Below are 15,808 nucleotides of genomic sequence, written 5' to 3'. Positions count from 1 at the left end.
TACGGGGTGCCGGTCAGGAGGTGTTTCGGGCGGGGTTCCCCGCGCCCTGTGACGGGCGCCTCACCCCGGCCACGGGCACTCCCCCGCCCACAGGGGTCAGGAGCGTGCGGCGGCGACCAGCCGCTCCAGGCCGCCCCGGTCGACGAAAGCGCTGTGGGTCCCCGCGCTGGCGCAGGTGAACGCCCCGGCCACGGATCCGGCCAGCACGCACTCCTCCACCGGCGCACCGCGCAGGTGGGCGTACAGGAACCCCGACACGAAGGCGTCCCCCGCCCCGTTGGTGTCCACGACGGGGTGCTCGGGCCGCACCGCCGGGAAGTGTCGGGGTTCCCTCTCCCCGCGCACGAGCACGTGGCAGCCCTCGGCGCCGTCGGTGGCCACGGCCAGGCGGGCGCGCCCCCGCTCCAGGATGGCGCGCAGCACCGGGCCGACCCGGTCGCGGACCGTCGCCGCGCTCATGAAGACCAGGTCCGAGCGCAGGGCGTAGTGCAGGTGGTGGGGGTTCTCGCCGTCCCAGTCGTGCAGGTCGGTGGAGCTGGTCGCGCCCAGCGCCTCCAGGTCCTCGTACACGTCCCGGTTGTGGTTGACGATGGACAGGTGCACGTGCGCGGCGCGCTCCAGGTGGGGCAGGTAGAACTCGCGGGGCAGGCGCAGGTCGGCGGGGTGGCGGCCGTCGTAGAAGGAGAAGCGCCGCCCCTGGGGGTCCACCAGGTTGATGCCCCTGGGTGTGCCGTGCGGGGACACCACGTGCTCGAAGTCCAGTCCGAGCTGCGCGTAGCGGTCGAGGACCATCCGGCCCTGGGGGTCGTCGCCGAGGAAGTCCACGAACTTCACGGCCAACCCCAGGGCGTGGCACCCGAGCGCCACCCCGTTCCCGGTGTGCCCCACGTGGTCGTGTGCCGGCGGGACGGACACGGAGTCTCCCCCGGGCACCTCCAGGGCGTCGACGCGGACGATGGTGTCCACCCCCGTGCCGCCCACCACCAGGACGTCGTAACCGGGTTCGGTGGTCGTGGTCGCCATGCTGCCTCCAGGCCGTGCGGCGTCGGATGTCGGGGGTCCCCGGCCCTCTCCTCGAAGGCTTCGGGGCGTGGTGCCGGGGGGTCGCGAAGGGGCGGGGAAACACTCTGGCACAGCCTCAGGGGACGAGGCCCTCCACCCGGTCGGCGCCCCCCGCGTGGACGACCACCGCGCCGGGGACGGTGACCAGGCCCAGGTCCTTGTAGTCGAACTCGCGACCGCGGTCGTCGCGCACCCCCACCGGGATGCTCTGCGCCCCCTCCTCGGTGACGCTGTCCCCGAAGGGCACCACCATGAGGTCGGGGACCGTCCCGCTGGAGAAGCCGTCCCAGTCCATGCGCGGGAACAGGACGGCGTCGGCCAGCGGAAGGACGAGTTCCTCTCCCCCGGAGTCGACGAAGTAGTCCGTGACCTCGGCCGTGAGGGCACCGATCACCGCCGCCCTGGAGACGTCCTCGTCCGTCCAGTCGTCCGTGCGCACGAGTGCGCCCCGGGTACCCGCGCTCAGGACCTCGTCCGCGGAGGCCGTCCGCCGCGTGGTGTCCCGCGCCTCCCCCGGCAGGACGGCGACCTCCTCGCCCGTGTCCAGGTCGAGGAACTCCGGGAGGGGGTCCACGCCGGAGCCGCCCCGGTCCACCAGGACGACGGGGCCGCCCTCACCCGTCGGCGGCACCTCGATGTCCGGGACCCGTTCGGAGGGCTCGGCCTCCCACTCGTGCCGCCAGACCTCGGTGCCGTCACCGGCGTCCAGGCCCGCCACCGCGTACGTGCCCTCGACGCCTCCCGAGTCGAGGAGGTCGCGAAAGACCGCGGAGTCCAGCGGCTCCTCCGAGGCGAGGCACGCGTGGACGTGGACGACCCGGTCCCCCCGGAGCCGTACCCCGTCCCCGAAGCAGGTCCGGCCGGGAACGGTGCCCGGGGTGTGGGTCCACAGCTCCTCGCGGCCGTCGACCGACCGACCGGACAGGGCGCCCCTGTGCCAGCGCAGGCGCAGGTCGGCCTTCCAGGTCTGGTACTCCTCCCGTTCCTCCTCCGAGAGTGCGAAACGGCCGGTGACCTCCCCGGTCCCCGGGTCCAACAGCACGGTGACCGGGTCGGCGGGCTCCGCGGAGCCGTCCTCCGCCCCCTCCGTGTACGTGACGTACGCGGAGCCCTCGACGGCACCGCTCACCACGGTGTCCGCGTAGGTGAGCCGGTAGCTCCACAGCTCCCCTCCTGTCGCCCCGTCCAGGGCGACCACCCCGTCCTCCAGGCCGACCAGTGGACCGCGGGTGCCCCGGGCCACGCCCTGGATCCGCGTCTGCGGGGGCGGGCTCCAGGTCCACCCCACCCGTGTGACCGTCGGCGGCTCCGGCACGGGGTCCCCGGCCGCGGCCACGGTGTGCAGCACGGGCGGGAGCACGACGGCCGGGACCAGGGCGCCGGCGACCACCACGGCCAGGGCCCCGGCCGCCACGGCCGCCAGCAGACCGAGTCGGGCCCACGCCAGGACGCTCCTGGTCCGCTGCCCGGTGGTCTCCGGCCTCCGGGGCTGCTCGGCTTCCCGGGGAGTCCGGGGCCCCTCCGGCCGCTCGTCGCTGTCCACCCGTGTCTCCGCCCGGTCCTCTCACGCGATCGCAGCCGCGCTGTCCGCCATGCCGGTCGCCAACCTAACGGAACGCCCTTCCCGGAGGGATCGCGCCCCCGCGCTCCCGCCCCCTTGTGTGGAACTCGATTACGTTTTACCTTGGTAGTGATGTCAGAACCACTACGCACTACCGTCCCGGACGACCTCGTCGGCGCCGCGGTCCGCGCCGCCGAGCACCTGGGGAAGGATGTGGCCGACGTGCCCCTGGTAGCGATCGCGGAGAAGGCGGGCGTCTCCCGCAGCACCCTGCTGCGCCGCGTCGGGGGCTCCCGCCGGGCACTGGACGAGGCCGTACGCGCCTCCGGGGTCGACCCGGGCGGCAGGAGGCCGGTCCGGGAGCGCGCCATCGAGGCCTCGGCTCGGCTGATCAGCGAACAGGGCCTGGCCTCCTCCACCCTGGAGGCGGTCGCCTCCTCCGCCGGGTGCTCGGTGCACAGCCTCTACGCGGCCTTCGGCGGCCGGGACGAGCTCCTCTCCGCCGTCTTCGAGCGGTACAGCCCCATCCTCGACCTGGAGGCGGCGATCGCCCGGACCGGTGAGGACCTGCGCGCCCGCGTCCACGGGATCTACCGCCTGATCGCCGCCGGACTCAGCCGGGAACCGCGCGTGGTGCCCGCCATGCTGGCCGACGTGTTCGCCCGCCCCGAGGGGCCCTCCACGGAGGTCCTCGCCCGGCACCTCTTCCCCCGGATGCTCGCGGGGTTGGGCGGCTGGCTCGCCGAGGAGGTCGCCGCGGGGCGCATCCGCGACCTGCCGGTACCGCTGCTCATGCAGCAGCTGATCGGTCCGATCGCCGTCCACACGATGCTGCGCCCCGCCCTGCGGAGCGTGCCGGGTGTGGAGTTCCCCGACCCGGAGCAGACGTGCGCGGTGTTCGCCGACGCGTTCCTGCGGGCCGCCGCGACCCCGCCGGAGTCGCGCGTACAGGAGTGACCCCGAGGAGCCGACCATGGACAGCCCGCCCACCGCCGCCACGACCACCGGCCCGCCGGGGCCCCGCTCCGCGGCCCGGGCGCACGGTGCGCAGCGGCGCCTTCCCCGTCCGCACACCCCGACCACGCACCGGGAGCCCTGATGAACGACCGTACGACGTGCGCGATCATCGGCGGCGGCCCGGCCGGAATGGTCCTTGGCCTCCTGCTGGCCCGCGCCGGTGTCGAGGTGACGGTGCTGGAGAAGCACGCCGACTTCCTGCGGGACTTTCGAGGGGACACCGTGCACCCCTCCACGTTGGACCTGTTGGACGAGCTGGGCCTGGGCGAGCGGTTCGCGGCGCTCCCCCAGAGCAGGCTGAGCGAGGCCGCGTTCCCCGTCGGCGGCGGACGCCTGGTGACCGTCGCGGACTTCCGTCTCCTGAGGTCGCGCCACCCCTACGTGGCGATGGTCCCGCAGTGGGACCTGTTGAACCTGCTCGCCGAGGCCGGGCGGGACGAACCCAGCTTCACGCTCCGCATGAGCACCGAGGTCACCGGGCTGGTACGCGAGGACGGGCGGGTCGTCGGCGTGCGCCACCGGCCCCGCGCCGGGGCACCGGACGGGGACCGGGAGCGCGAGGGCCCGGACCGGTCCGGGGAGCTCCGGGCCGATCTGACGGTGGCCTGCGACGGCCGGTGGTCGCTCGCGCGCCGCGAGACGCGCCTGCCCTCCCGGAGGTTCCCGGTGGGGATCGACGCCTGGTGGTTCCGGCTGCCCGGAGGCCCCGGGGACAGCTCCGCCCTGACCCCCCGCGCGGGCCGGGGCCGGTTCACCGTGGTCATCCCGCGCGAGGGCTACCTCCAGCTCGCGTACATCGCGCGCAAGGGCTCCGACGCGCAGCTGCGCGCACGGGGCATCGGGGCCTTCCGCGAGGACCTCCGCGAGCTGATGCCGGAGCTGGCCGACCGCGTCGGGTCCCTGACCTCCATGGACGAGGTCAAGCACCTGGACGTGCGGGTCGACCGGCTACGACGCTGGCACGCCGACGGGCTGCTGTGCATCGGCGACGCGGCGCACGCGATGTCCCCGGTGGGAGGCGTGGGGATCAACCTCGCCGTGCAGGACGCCGTGGCCGCCGCCACGCTGCTGGCCCGGCCGCTGCTCGACGGGACGGTCACCTCCCGCGGCCTGGCCGCGGTCCGCAGGCGCCGCCTCCTGCCGACCGCGGGCGTCCAGCTCCTGCAGCGGCTGATGCACCGCGGGATGGTCGAGCCGATCATCCAGGGCCGGAGGCAGGGCCCGCCCGCTCCCGTGCTGGCGCTCCTGACGCGCGTGCCGCGGATGGCGTACGTGCCCGCGCGCCTGATCGGGGTGGGGCTCCGACCCGAGCACGCACCGGACTTCGCCCGGCGGCCCGCCCGAACGCCCTGATCAGCCGGGGACGGACGTGCCGTCGCCGGGTGACGGAGCCGTCACGGGGTCGGGGACCGTCACGGGGTCGGGGACCGTCACGGCACCGCGCCCGGCGGCGCGGCCTCCGAACGACGTCAGCGCGACGCCGCCGACCAGGAGCACCGCGGCCACCAGGCTCAGCGGCGTGACGCGCTCACCGAGCAGCAGGGCCGCCGACGACATGCCGAACACCGGCACCAGCAGCGAGAAGGGGGCGACCGTGGAGGCGTCGTAGTGGCGGAGCAGGAACCCCCACGCCCCGAACCCGAAGATCGTGGAGATCCACGCGACGTAGACGATCGTCCCCGCCCCCGCCAGGTCCAGCCCGCGCAGGGCGGCCATGCCCGCGTCGGGCCCCTCCACCAGCAGCGACAGGGCGAACATCGGCAGTGGAGGCACCAGGCTGACCCAGACCATCCAGCTCAGGGCGTCGGGGGGCGCCGCCTTGCGGGTCAGTACGTTGGACAGCCCCCAGAACGCCGCGGCGGCCACGACCAGCACGAACCCGACCACGGGGCCCGTCGCCCCCTGGTCGTGGGCGGCGACGGCGATCCCTCCCAGGGCGACGGCCATCCCGGCGTAGCGGACCGGGCCCGGCCGCTCCCCGAGGAACACCGCCGCGAGGACCGCCGTGAACACGGCCTGGATCTGCAGGACCAGGGACGCCAGCCCGGCGGGCATGCCCAGGTCCATGCCGAGGAAGACCAGGCCGAACTTGGCCACCCCCAGGACCAGGCCCACCAGGACGATCCAACCCAGGGCCACCCGGGGGCGGCGGACGAAGAAGACCGCGGGGACGGCCGCCACCAGGAAGCGCAGGGCGGAGAACAGCAGCGGTGGGAAGTGGTCGAGGCCCACCTCGATGACGACGAAGTTGACCCCCCACACCAGGGCGACGAGGACGGCGAGGAACGTGTGAACGGGACGCATGGATCCGATGATGGGGGGACCCTGGATTAAGCACCAGCGAAAGGTCCTACATAATTGGATTCAGCTGCGCTAAACAAACGTCCGGGCTCCGCCCACCCACCCAGACGAAGGACAGGCCCGTGCTCGACCTCTCCCGGCTCCGCGCCCTGCATGCGGTGCACGTCCACGGTTCCGTCGGCTCCGCCGCCAAGGCGCTGGGCTACACCCCCTCCGCGGTCTCCCAGCAGGTCGCCAAGCTCGAACGTGAGACCGGGACCACACTGCTGGAGCGGCGCGGGCGCGGGGTCGTCCTCACCGACGCCGCCGACATGCTCGTCGACACGGCCACGCGGGTGCTCTCGCTGGTGGAGGAGGCCGAGGTGGCCCTGGAGGAGCGGCGCGGCAGGCCCAGCGGCCGACTGACCGTGGCGGCCTTCTCCACCGCTGCCCGGGGGCTGCTCCCCGGGGTCCTGGCCGAGCTGGTGGCGACCCACCCCGCCCTCGACCTGCGCCTGTTCGAGGAGGACCCCCACGCCACCCCGCACATGGTCGCCCAGGGAACGGTGGACCTGGCCGTGGTCCACGACTGGGACATCGCGCCGATGACCGTCCCCGAGGGCGTGTCCCGGGAGCTCGTCGGCGAGGACCGGTGCGACGTCCTGCTGCCCCGCGACCACCCCCTCACCGCGAAGGCCGTCCTGCACCGGGAGGACGTGGCGGACGCCCGGTGGATCTGCCAGCCGCCGGGAACCGTCTGCCACGACTGGCTCACGCGCACGCTGCGCTCGGTGGGGACCGAACCCCACTTCGCCCACCACGTGGCCGAGTACCAGACCCAGATCGCCCTGGTCGAGGTCGGACTGGGCATCGCCATGGTCCCCCGCCTGGGTCGGGGGCCCGTCCCGGACACGGTCGTGGTCAAGGCCCTGGAGCCCGCCCCGGTGCGGGGTGTGTCGGTGCTCTGGCGCACGGGGACCTCACGCCGCCCCGCCGTCGCCGAGACCGTCCGGATCCTGCGCGAGCACGCCCGGGACCTGTGAGGGCCTCTCCCGGCCCCGGCGCCCCGCCCGGTCGCGACCGGGCGCTCCGGCGCCGCCCCAGCCGTCCGGGCCCCGGACAACCGGGCCCCAGCCGTCCGGGCCCGGGCGGCCCTACGACCAGTGGGCGAGGACCCGGAAACCCAGTCCCGCCAGGCGTTCCGTCAGCGCGTCCCCCATGGCGGCGGCCGTGGTGAGCTGCCCCGCCGCCGGCGGGAGGTCGTCGAAGGCCAGGCACAGCGCGGACTCCGCGAGCATCCTCGCGGTCTCCCCGTAACCCGGGTCTCCCCCGGACACCTCCGTGACCACGCGCTCCCCGCCGCCCTCACCCAGGAAGACCACCCTGAACCACGAGCGCTCCCGCCGCTCCCGGGACGGCCCGTCCCCGGGGCCCTTGCGACCCAGCAGCCACTCGCGCGCGGGCCGCACCTGGGAGAGCGCCACCAGGGCCAGCGCGCCCCCGGCGATCCCGACCGCGTTCGGCAGCCTCCCGACGGCGGCGTAGTGCCCGTAGGAGAAGTCGGGCCCGTAGCGTTGCAGCGCACGGGCGGAGCGCAGGACGACCTGCGGGTCGATGGTCGGCAGCGGCAGGGCCCAGACGCCGAGCCTCCCCTCCCTGCGCGGTACCGCGGGCAGCCCCCGTACCCTGCGGGCGCCGTCCCCGCCCCCTGCGCCGTGGCCCTCCCGGCGCTCCAGGGCCCGTCGCCGCCTCGCGGTCATCGCGCCCTGTCCCAGCCGTGAGAAGGCCGTCACCGCCGAGTGGAACGTCCCCCCGGAAACGGTGGCCGAGGCGCTGACGAACCCCTCCACCCGGAGGGGCACCCCCGCGGGGAGCCGGCCGACCGTGAAGTGCACGCCGAGGTCGTGCGGGACGGAGTCGAAGCCGCAGCTGTGCACGATGCGCGCCCCGCTGGCCAGCGCGACGCCGTGCCAGCGCAGGTAGGTCCTGTCGACGAACTCGGGTTCGCCGCACAGGTCGACGTAGTCCGTCCCGGCCCGTGCGCACGCGGCGACGAGCCCGTCGCCGTGGCGGAGGTAGGGCCCCACCGTCGTCGCGACCACACGCGAGGCCTCGGCGACCGCCCTCAGCGACTCCGGGTCGTCCGCGTCCGCGGTGAGCAGGTCCGGCCCGGCCGAGGCGGGGTCGCTCCCCGACAGTCGCGAACGCACGGCGGCGAGCCGGTCCGGGTCCCGTCCCGCGAGCGCCCACCGGGTTCCGGCGGGCACGTGGCGGGCCAGGTACTCGGCGGTGAGCCCGCCGGTGAACCCCGTCGCCCCGAAGAGGACGAGGTCGTACCTGCGCGGGCCCGGACCGGTGGAGCGGCCGTGCGCGGTGACCCGGTCGGCGGACGCCACCGGCTCCCGCCCGGTCTCCTCGGCGGGAATGTCGTCGGCCCTCATCCACGGCTCCCCTCTGACACGCTCTCCGGTCGGAGCCGCATCGTATCCGCCGGCGCCCGGCCGGGGCCCGTCCGCCCGACGAGAGCCCGGACGGACGGAGCCCGGCCGCCGCCCCCGAGGGCGCCGATCGCCAACCGCTCCTCCCCGGCCCGGCGACGACCGCAACCTTCATTCCTTGACAGGCATATAACCAGACAAGCATAATTGCTGTATGTCCGACCTCTTCTCCGTTCTCGCCGAACCCAGCCGCCGCCGCATCCTGGAGGCGCTGCGCGAGAGCGAGGGGTTGTTGGTCAAGGAGCTGGTCGCCTCGCTGGGCCTGTCCCAACCGAACGTCTCCAAGCACCTGCGCGTCCTGCGCGACGCCGGGCTCGTCACCGAGAGCACCGAGCGGCAGGGGCGGCGCTACCGCCTGCGCGCGGAGGGGCTGCGCGACGTGGACGCCTGGCTGGACCCGTACCGCGCGTTCTGGACGGCCAGGCTGCAGGACCTGGGCGACCACCTCGATTCCACCTGCCCGCAGGAAGGACCACCACCATGACCACGCACGTTCGCCTCGACGCGAGCACGCCGGGCGCACACGTCCTGCACTTCACCCACCGCTACACGCACCCCAGGTCGGCCGTGTGGACCGCTCTGACCACGGGCGAGGCGCTCAGCCGCTGGTTTCCCTGCCACGTGGAGATCGACGCCCGCGAGGGCGGAGCCCTCACGCTGACCTTCCCCGGTGAGGCACCGGAGACCGCGCCCATCACCGAGTTCGACCCGCCTGCCACCCTGGCGTTCCACTGGGCCGGGGAGGACCTGCGCTGGGCGCTGGAGGAGGACGGGGACGGGTGCGTCCTGCGGCTGTCCAACACCGTCGCCGACCCGGAGTGGACCGCGAACACGGCCGCCGGGTGGAACACGTGCCTGGACGGTCTCGCCGCAGCCCTCGACGGGCGGCCCGCCCCGCAGGAGGCCGGCCCGGACGAGGCGCTCATCGCGCACTACAAAGACCTGTTCGCCGCCGGTTGAGCCGGGGACGGCCCCGTGCACCGCCCGCTCCGCCGCGGCTAGGCTCCGGGCATGACAGCAACCACGTTCGACCCCCGCGCCCTGCTCGCGGAGAGCCGGCTCGGCGTCCTCGCCACCATCAAGGCGGACGGCCGCCCGCAGCTCTCACCCGTCTTGCCCTTCTACGACCCGGGCGCCGGCGTCATCCACGTGTCGATGACGGAGGGGCGCGCCAAGACGGCGAACCTGCGCCGGGACCCCCGGGCCACCCTGGAGGTCACCAGCTCCGACGGCCGCGCGTGGGCCACGGCCGAGGGAGTGGCCTCCCTGACCGGGCCGGGCACGGCCCCCGACGGGCCCGAGGTCGAGGCACTGGTCGGCTACTACCGCCTCGCCGCCGGTGAACACCCGGACTGGGAGGAGTACCGCGCGGTGATGGTGTCCGAGCGCCGGGTCCTCATGACGATGACCGTGGACCACGTGTACGGCGAGAGCCTGCGCTGACGGCGCCCGGCCGCCGTTCGGCCCCGGGCCCCGGGGCGGGGAGGGAGGGGGCCGCCTGACGGTGGGCCCCTCCCTCCGGTGCGCCCGGACCCGCCCCGCGCGCCACCCGCTCCGGGCTGAGATCCGGGGCGAGGGGGGCTTGTCACACCAGGGCGGGGTTCCTACGATGGTGCCGATCATCGAAGCGCTTCGACGGGTCGGTCTTCCCCACTGTCGAATCGCTTCGACAATGGTCGGGAAGAACGCACGACGGTGACCCGGGAAGGGAGGCGGAGCCCCCGGGGACCAGCCTCCCCACCCCCGACGACCTCCCAGACCCAGCCCGGTGATCCGATCACCGGCCCTACGGCGACACCCCCCGCACGGCTCGCGCCGCGGCGCGAGCGCACCGCCCACCTCCCCGCCGAAGAGGGCCCCGATGCACGCACACCGCCCCCACCCCCCGCCCCGCCGCCGCACGGCCGTCTGCGCGACGGCGCTCCTGCTGACGGTCGCCGGCTGCGCGGCCGAGCGCGACCCGGACGTGTACACGATCATGAACTCGGGCACCGACGAGCCCTACCACTCCTGGGACCAGGAGGTCATGGACGCCTGCGGCGACGAGGCGGGGGTGCGGGTACGCCAGCTCAGCGTGCCCGCCGACCAGCTCGTCCCCAAGGCCCTGAGGATGGCCTCCTCCGACTCGCTGCCCGACGTCATCTCCCTCGACGGCTCCGACCTGCCGCAGTTCGCGGAGGCCGGCGGCCTGGTCCCGCTGGAGGAGCTCGGCCTGCCCACGGACGGCCTCACCGAGAGCGCACTCGCCTTCGGCAGTTACGAGGGCGTGTACTACGGCGCGGCCCGGGCGGTGAACTCGATCGGCCTCTTCTACGACGCGGACCTCCTCGCGGAGGAGGGCATCGAGCCGCCGCGGACCTGGGAGGAGCTGCGGACCGCCGCCGCCGAGCTGACCGAGGGGGACCGCTACGGCCTGGCCATCAGCGCCCTCGCCACCGAGGACGGCGTCTACCAGTTCCTGCCGTGGCTGTGGTCCAACGGCGGCGACGAGAGGGAGCTGGACTCCCCCGCGTCGGTGGAGGCACTCCAGTACGTCGTCTCGCTCGTCGAGGCGGGCTCGGTGTCCCCGTCGGTGGTCAACTGGACCCAGGCCGACGCCAACGACCAGTTCATCGCGGGCAACGCGGCCATGATGGTCAACGGCCCCTGGCAGATGCCGGTCCTGCGCGAGCACCCCGAGCGCGCCTGGGCCGTGGCCGAGATCCCCGTCCCCGAGGCCGGGGACACCTCCGTCGCCCCGATCGGCGGCGAGGCCTACACCGTGCCCGTCAACGCCGGGGACCCCGGGCGCGAACAGGTCGCCGCCGAACTCGTGGCCTGCATGACCACGCCGGAGGCACAGCTGGACTGGTCGACCAAGGGCAGCAACGTGCCCCTGGACCCCGGTGCCGCCGAGCAGTACCGCGAGGAGGTGCCGGAACTGGCGCCCTTCGTCGACCAGGTGCGCACCGCGCGCAGCAGGACCGGGCACGTGGGCACCGAGTGGAACACCTACTCCCAGGCCATCGGCACCGCGCTGCAGTCGGCCCTCACCGGCGGGGCGAGCCCCCAGGAGGCCATGGAGAGGGCGCAGGAGCAGGTCGAGTCCCAGCTGGGGGGCCGCTCATGAGGGCGCCGGCACCCACCACCACGCGGCGGCGCGACCTCACGGCATGGCTGTTCGTCGCCCCCGCACTGGCGTACATGCTGCTGTTCTTCGGCTACCCGCTGGTCCGCAACGTCGTGATGAGCTTCCAGGACTACACGTTCTCCACGTACTTCACGGGGGAGGCGCCGTTCAACGGCCTGGAGAACTGGCGGACCGTCTTCACCGACGAGCTGTTCGTCGCCTCCCTGTGGCGGACCCTGCTGTTCACGGCGGGATCGCTGGTGGGGCAGTTCGGCATCGGCATGGCGCTCGCGCTCTTCTTCAGCCGCCGCTTCCCGCTGTCCGGGGTCATGCGTTCGCTGCTCCTCCTGCCGTGGCTGATCCCCATGGTGGTGGCCGGCACCGTCTGGCGCCGCGTCCTGGACCAGGAGACCGGCGTACTGAACGAGGCACTCCAGGCGCTGCACCTGACCTCGTCGGCCGTCCCCTGGCTGAGCAGCCCCGACCAGGCGCTGCTGTCGGTGATCCTGGTCAACGTCTGGATCGGCGTCCCCTTCAACATGGTGATCCTCTACGGCGGACTCCAGGAGATCCCGGCGGAGCTGCGCGAGGCAGCCGTCCTGGACGGCGCGGGCCCCTTCCGGACCTTCTTCAGCGTGACCCTGCCCCTGCTGCGACCCGTCGTGACCGTGGTGCTGGTGCTGGGCTTCATGTCCACCGTGAAGATCCTGGACCTGGTGCTGGCGCTCACCAACGGGGGGCCGGCGCACTCCACGGAGACGCTGGGCACCCTCACCTACCAGCTCTCGTTCCTGCGGCTCGACTTCGGTCAGGGCGCCGTCGTCGGCAACGTCCTGATCGTCCTCAGCATGGTCTTCGCCGCGGTCTATCTGCGCGCCAACCGCGGAGGTGCCACCCGATGAACACCGTGCGCAACAGTTCCGGACCCGGAGCCCCGGCCCGGCGGGGCGGCCCGCCCCGCACCACCCCCCGCCCGCGGCCGCGGGTGACGCGCAAGGCGCGCGGCGACGCCGTGAGCCTCGTCGTCGGGGTCCTCGTCCTGGCGGTCCTGCTCTTCCCCCTGTACTGGATGGTCAACACCGCGCTCCAGCCGGGCGCCGCGACGGCGGGCCTGCCCTGGTTCCCCCGGTCGTTGGACCTCGGCAACTTCCAGCGGGCCTGGGAGTCGCAGGCGGGCAACCTGCTCACCTCCGTCCTGGTGGCGCTCGGCGCGGTCGCCGTCTGCCTGACCGTCGCCACCCCGGCCGCCTACGCCCTGGCGCGGTTCCGGCTGCGCGGCGCGAGCACGGTCGTCTTCGCCACCCTCATCACCCAGATGGTCCCGGGCATCGTGGTCGCGAACGCGCTCTACAACGCCTACGTCGAACTGGGGCTGGTCAACTCCTACCTCGGGCTGGTCCTGGCGGACGCGTCCCTGGGCCTGCCCTTCTCCATCGTCCTGCTGCGCGCGTTCATGGTGTCCATCCCCGAGGAGGTGATCGAGGCGGGGATGATCGACGGCGGCGGACGGCTGCGCGTCCTGGTCTCCATCGTGCTGCCCATGAGCCGCAACGCACTGATCACCGCCGGGCTGTTCACCTTCCTGTTCGCCTGGTCGGACTTCCTCTTCGCCCTGACCCTGAACACCACCGACGACGTGAAGCCGGTGACCCTGGGCATCTACGAGTACATCGGCGCGCACGTCGGCGACTGGGGCGCCGTCATGGCCGTGGCCGTGCTCTCCTCGGTCCCCGCGGCGGTGCTGCTCGTCGTCGCGCAGAGGTACGTGGCGGCCGGGATCTCCAGCGGAGCACTCAAGTGACCCGTCGTCGGTACCGCCGGCGAACCGACACCAAGACGAGAGGGGCAGTCCGCCCATGAAGTTCACCGACGGGTTCTGGCAGATGCGGGAGGGCGTCCGCGCCCACTACGCGCGCGAGGCCCGTGACGTCCGGGTGCACGACGACCGCTTCACCCTCTACGCGCCGGTGAGGCCGATCGGGCACCGAGGGGACACGCTCAACACGGCGCTGGTGACGGTCGACTGCTGGTCACCCGCCCCCGGTGTGATCGGCGTACGGACCACGCACCTGGCCGGCTCGGTGCGGCGCACGCCGGAGTTCGACGTGCGCGGCGACCCCGGTGCCGCCGCCTCGGTGCACCGGGACGGCTCGACGGTCCGGCTGACCAGCGGTGCGCTGTCCCTGACGGTGAGCACCGACGGCCCCTGGCAGATGGAGTTCGCCGCCGACGGCACCACGCTGACCAGCGTCGACTCGAAGGGAACCGGCTTCGTCGAGGACGCGGACGGGACCCACCACATGCTCGGGCAGCTGTCGCTGGGGATCCGCGAGCTCGTGTACGGCATGGGCGAGCGGTTCACCCCGTTCGTGCGCAACGGCCAGACCGTGGACATCTGGCAGGCCGACGGCGGCACGAACAGCGAGCAGGCCTACAAGAACGTCCCGTTCTACCTGACCAACCGCGGCTACGGGGTGTTCGTGGCGCACTCCGGGCCGGTGTCCTTCGAGGTCGGCTCGGAGTCCGTGGGGCGCGTGCAGTTCAGCGTCGAGGACCACTCCCTGACGTACTACGTCGTCCACGGGGCGAACCCCAAGGAGGTCCTGGCCAGGTACACGGCGCTGACCGGCCGCCCCGCGCTGCCCCCGCAGTGGTCGTTCGGCCTGTGGCTGTCCACGTCGTTCACGACCTCCTACGACGAGGACACGGTGAACCGGTTCGTCGACGGCATGGCGGAGCGGGGCATACCGCTCAGCGTGTTCCACTTCGACTGCTTCTGGATGCGCGAGTTCCACTGGTGCGACTTCGTCTGGGACCCGGAGGTGTTCCCGGACCCCGTGGGCATGCTCTCGCGGCTCAAGGCCCGGGGGTTGCGGACCTCGGTGTGGATCAACCCCTACATCGCCCAGCGGTCGGCCCTGTTCGAGGAGGGCGCCCGGCTGGGGCACCTGGTCCGGCGGCCCGACGGAACCGTGTGGCAGTGGGACATGTGGCAGGCGGGGATGGCGCTGGTCGACTTCACGTCCCCCGGCGCCCGGGAGTGGTACGCAGGCAAGCTCAAACCCCTGCTCGACATGGGGGTGGACTGCTTCAAGACCGACTTCGGCGAACGGGTCCCGACCGACGTCGTATGGTCGGACGGCTCCGACCCGCACGGCATGCACAACTACTACACGCAGCTGTACAACGCGACGGTGTTCGACCTGCTGCTGCGCGAACGGGGCGAGGGCGAGGCGGTCCTGTTCGCGCGCTCGGCCACGGCGGGCGGCCAGAGCTTCCCGGTGCACTGGGGCGGGGACTGCGCCTCGACGTTCGAGGCGGTCGCGGAGAGCCTGCGGGGCGGGCTGTCGCTGGGGCTGTCGGGGTTCGGCTTCTGGAGCCACGACATCGGCGGCTTCGAGGGCACACCCGACCCCGGGCTGTTCAAGCGCTGGCTCGCGTTCGGCCTGCTCTCCTCGCACAGCAGGCTGCACGGCAGCCGCTCCTACCGGGTCCCGTGGGAGTTCGACGAGGAGTCCACCGACGTGGCCCGCGCGTTCACACGGCTCAAGTGCACGCTCATGCCCTACCTGTTCGGGGCGGCCGTGCAGGCCCACCGGGAGGGTACGCCCGTGATGCGCGCGATGCTGCTGGAGTTCCCCGACGACCCGACCTGCCACCACCTCGACACGCAGTACATGCTGGGCGACGACCTCCTCGTCGCCCCCGTGCTGAGTCCGGACGGCTCCGTCGAGTACTACGTGCCCGAGGGCGAGTGGACGCACCTGCTCACGGGGCGGACCGTGCGGGGCCCGGGGTGGCACCGCGAGGTCCACGGCTTCGACTCCCTGCCGCTGCTGGTCCGGCCGCACGCGGTCCTCCCCGTCGGTTCGGTGGACGAGCGACCCGACTACGACTACGCGGACGGCCTGACCCTGCGCGTGTACGGAGCCGGGGGCCCGCCCCCGGCCGCCGGCCGCCCGGCCGTCGTGACCGTCCCGGCCGCCGACGGCTCCGCCGCCGCGGTCTTCCGGATCTCGCGTTCGAAGGACGCGGTCACCGTGGAGGCCGACCCCGCTCCGGCGCGGGGCTGGAAGGTCCTCCTGGTGGGCGTGGGCGGCGCCGAACCCGCCGACTCCTCCACCGTGGCCGCCGACGGGGAGGGCGGCACCCTGGCGTCGGCCCCGGCGGGGGCGGCCCGGCTGAGCCTGCGCCTGCCCTGACCGGCGGCGCCTTCGTCCCGGGGCGGTCCGGATCCGGACCGCCCCGGGCAGGCCCCCGTGGGCGTGCCCTTCCCGCAAC

Annotated in this window: 15 protein-coding genes; 11 read left to right on the top strand and 4 right to left on the bottom strand. The window is 73.6% G+C overall.

The window, feature by feature from the left end; genetic code table 11:
- Positions 1 to 96 precede the first annotated feature (96 nt).
- Together ACFWTE_RS01690 and ACFWTE_RS01685 are read right to left on the bottom strand one after the other, a co-directional pair.
- A complete protein-coding gene (locus tag ACFWTE_RS01690) occupies positions 97 to 1,023 on the bottom strand; it encodes a carbohydrate kinase family protein (protein ID WP_378776881.1) in 927 nt (308 codons plus the stop codon).
- A 115-nt stretch (positions 1,024 to 1,138) separates the two neighbouring features.
- Complete coding sequence (locus ACFWTE_RS01685; RefSeq protein WP_378776879.1) at positions 1,139 to 2,605, bottom strand: hypothetical protein; 1,467 nt, start codon at positions 2,603 to 2,605, stop codon at positions 1,139 to 1,141.
- Between the two features lie 150 nt (positions 2,606 to 2,755).
- Here ACFWTE_RS01685 and ACFWTE_RS01680 point away from each other — a divergent pair, with 150 nt between their 5' ends.
- Genes ACFWTE_RS01680 through ACFWTE_RS01670 form a run of 3 tightly spaced genes read left to right on the top strand, consistent with a single transcriptional unit; the run spans position 2,756 to position 4,993 of the window.
- On the top strand, positions 2,756 to 3,580 hold the full coding sequence (locus ACFWTE_RS01680; protein WP_378776877.1) for a TetR family transcriptional regulator: 825 nt from the start codon (positions 2,756 to 2,758) through the stop codon (positions 3,578 to 3,580).
- A 16-nt stretch (positions 3,581 to 3,596) separates the two neighbouring features.
- Positions 3,597 to 3,722 (top strand): hypothetical protein, encoded by a 126-nt coding sequence (locus ACFWTE_RS01675; RefSeq protein ID WP_378776875.1) that lies wholly within the window; start codon positions 3,597 to 3,599, stop codon positions 3,720 to 3,722.
- A complete protein-coding gene (locus ACFWTE_RS01670) occupies positions 3,722 to 4,993 on the top strand; it encodes an FAD-dependent oxidoreductase (protein ID WP_378776873.1) in 1,272 nt (423 codons plus the stop codon). The genes ACFWTE_RS01675 and ACFWTE_RS01670 overlap by 1 nt, the downstream gene beginning before the upstream one ends.
- Here ACFWTE_RS01670 and ACFWTE_RS01665 read toward each other — a convergent pair whose 3' ends face one another.
- Complete coding sequence (locus tag ACFWTE_RS01665; RefSeq protein WP_378776871.1) at positions 4,994 to 5,944, bottom strand: EamA family transporter; 951 nt, start codon at positions 5,942 to 5,944, stop codon at positions 4,994 to 4,996.
- Between the two features lie 119 nt (positions 5,945 to 6,063).
- On the opposite strand from ACFWTE_RS01665, the gene ACFWTE_RS01660 reads away from it, so the two are divergent.
- The gene (locus ACFWTE_RS01660; protein WP_378776869.1) at positions 6,064 to 6,963 is read left to right on the top strand and encodes a LysR family transcriptional regulator; all 900 of its coding nucleotides are present in this window, start codon (positions 6,064 to 6,066) and stop codon (positions 6,961 to 6,963) included.
- Between the two features lie 111 nt (positions 6,964 to 7,074).
- Here ACFWTE_RS01660 and ACFWTE_RS01655 read toward each other — a convergent pair whose 3' ends face one another.
- A complete protein-coding gene (locus tag ACFWTE_RS01655; RefSeq protein WP_378776867.1) occupies positions 7,075 to 8,361 on the bottom strand; it encodes a saccharopine dehydrogenase family protein in 1,287 nt (428 codons plus the stop codon).
- 211 nt (positions 8,362 to 8,572) lie between these two features.
- Here ACFWTE_RS01655 and ACFWTE_RS01650 point away from each other — a divergent pair, with 211 nt between their 5' ends.
- The 7 genes from ACFWTE_RS01650 (at position 8,573) to yicI (ending at position 15,729) form a co-directional block, all read left to right on the top strand.
- Positions 8,573 to 8,902, top strand: coding sequence for an ArsR/SmtB family transcription factor (locus ACFWTE_RS01650; protein ID WP_378776865.1), 330 nt, complete (start codon positions 8,573 to 8,575; stop codon positions 8,900 to 8,902).
- Positions 8,899 to 9,378 (top strand): SRPBCC family protein, encoded by a 480-nt coding sequence (locus ACFWTE_RS01645; protein ID WP_378776863.1) that lies wholly within the window; start codon positions 8,899 to 8,901, stop codon positions 9,376 to 9,378. Before ACFWTE_RS01650 ends, ACFWTE_RS01645 begins: the two co-directional genes overlap by 4 nt.
- A gap of 51 nt (positions 9,379 to 9,429) precedes the next feature.
- The gene (locus ACFWTE_RS01640; protein ID WP_378776861.1) at positions 9,430 to 9,861 is read left to right on the top strand and encodes a PPOX class F420-dependent oxidoreductase; all 432 of its coding nucleotides are present in this window, start codon (positions 9,430 to 9,432) and stop codon (positions 9,859 to 9,861) included.
- Between the two features lie 418 nt (positions 9,862 to 10,279).
- Entirely contained in the window at positions 10,280 to 11,527 is a 1,248-nt protein-coding gene (locus ACFWTE_RS01635) for an extracellular solute-binding protein (protein WP_378776859.1), read from the top strand.
- Positions 11,524 to 12,429 carry a carbohydrate ABC transporter permease gene (locus ACFWTE_RS01630; RefSeq protein WP_378776857.1) on the top strand — a complete coding sequence of 302 codons (906 nt, stop codon included), beginning with the start codon at positions 11,524 to 11,526 and terminating at the stop codon, positions 12,427 to 12,429. The genes ACFWTE_RS01635 and ACFWTE_RS01630 overlap by 4 nt, the downstream gene beginning before the upstream one ends.
- Entirely contained in the window at positions 12,426 to 13,328 is a 903-nt protein-coding gene (locus tag ACFWTE_RS01625) for a carbohydrate ABC transporter permease (protein ID WP_378776855.1), read from the top strand. Before ACFWTE_RS01630 ends, ACFWTE_RS01625 begins: the two co-directional genes overlap by 4 nt.
- A gap of 55 nt (positions 13,329 to 13,383) precedes the next feature.
- Positions 13,384 to 15,729 carry an alpha-xylosidase gene (gene yicI / locus ACFWTE_RS01620; RefSeq protein ID WP_378776853.1) on the top strand — a complete coding sequence of 782 codons (2,346 nt, stop codon included), beginning with the start codon at positions 13,384 to 13,386 and terminating at the stop codon, positions 15,727 to 15,729.
- The last annotated feature ends 79 nt before the right edge of the window (positions 15,730 to 15,808 follow it).

This window comes from Nocardiopsis sp. NPDC058631 (assembly GCF_042716955.1).
Lineage (GTDB): Bacteria > Actinomycetota > Actinomycetes > Streptosporangiales > Streptosporangiaceae > Nocardiopsis.
Note: the sequence above shows the minus strand (reverse complement) of the source record. Positions and strands in the feature narration are given on the sequence as shown.

Coding starts and splice junctions, on each gene's coding strand:
- ACFWTE_RS01690 (WP_378776881.1), bottom strand. CDS start 1,023: ATGGCGACCACGACCACCGAACCCGGTTACGACGTCCTGGTGGTGGGC.
- ACFWTE_RS01680 (WP_378776877.1), top strand. CDS start 2,756: ATGTCAGAACCACTACGCACTACCGTCCCGGACGACCTCGTCGGCGCC.
- ACFWTE_RS01675 (WP_378776875.1), top strand. CDS start 3,597: ATGGACAGCCCGCCCACCGCCGCCACGACCACCGGCCCGCCGGGGCCC.
- ACFWTE_RS01670 (WP_378776873.1), top strand. CDS start 3,722: ATGAACGACCGTACGACGTGCGCGATCATCGGCGGCGGCCCGGCCGGA.
- ACFWTE_RS01665 (WP_378776871.1), bottom strand. CDS start 5,944: ATGCGTCCCGTTCACACGTTCCTCGCCGTCCTCGTCGCCCTGGTGTGG.
- ACFWTE_RS01655 (WP_378776867.1), bottom strand. CDS start 8,361: ATGAGGGCCGACGACATTCCCGCCGAGGAGACCGGGCGGGAGCCGGTG.
- ACFWTE_RS01650 (WP_378776865.1), top strand. CDS start 8,573: ATGTCCGACCTCTTCTCCGTTCTCGCCGAACCCAGCCGCCGCCGCATC.
- ACFWTE_RS01645 (WP_378776863.1), top strand. CDS start 8,899: ATGACCACGCACGTTCGCCTCGACGCGAGCACGCCGGGCGCACACGTC.
- ACFWTE_RS01640 (WP_378776861.1), top strand. CDS start 9,430: ATGACAGCAACCACGTTCGACCCCCGCGCCCTGCTCGCGGAGAGCCGG.
- ACFWTE_RS01635 (WP_378776859.1), top strand. CDS start 10,280: ATGCACGCACACCGCCCCCACCCCCCGCCCCGCCGCCGCACGGCCGTC.
- ACFWTE_RS01630 (WP_378776857.1), top strand. CDS start 11,524: ATGAGGGCGCCGGCACCCACCACCACGCGGCGGCGCGACCTCACGGCA.
- ACFWTE_RS01625 (WP_378776855.1), top strand. CDS start 12,426: ATGAACACCGTGCGCAACAGTTCCGGACCCGGAGCCCCGGCCCGGCGG.
- yicI (WP_378776853.1), top strand. CDS start 13,384: ATGAAGTTCACCGACGGGTTCTGGCAGATGCGGGAGGGCGTCCGCGCC.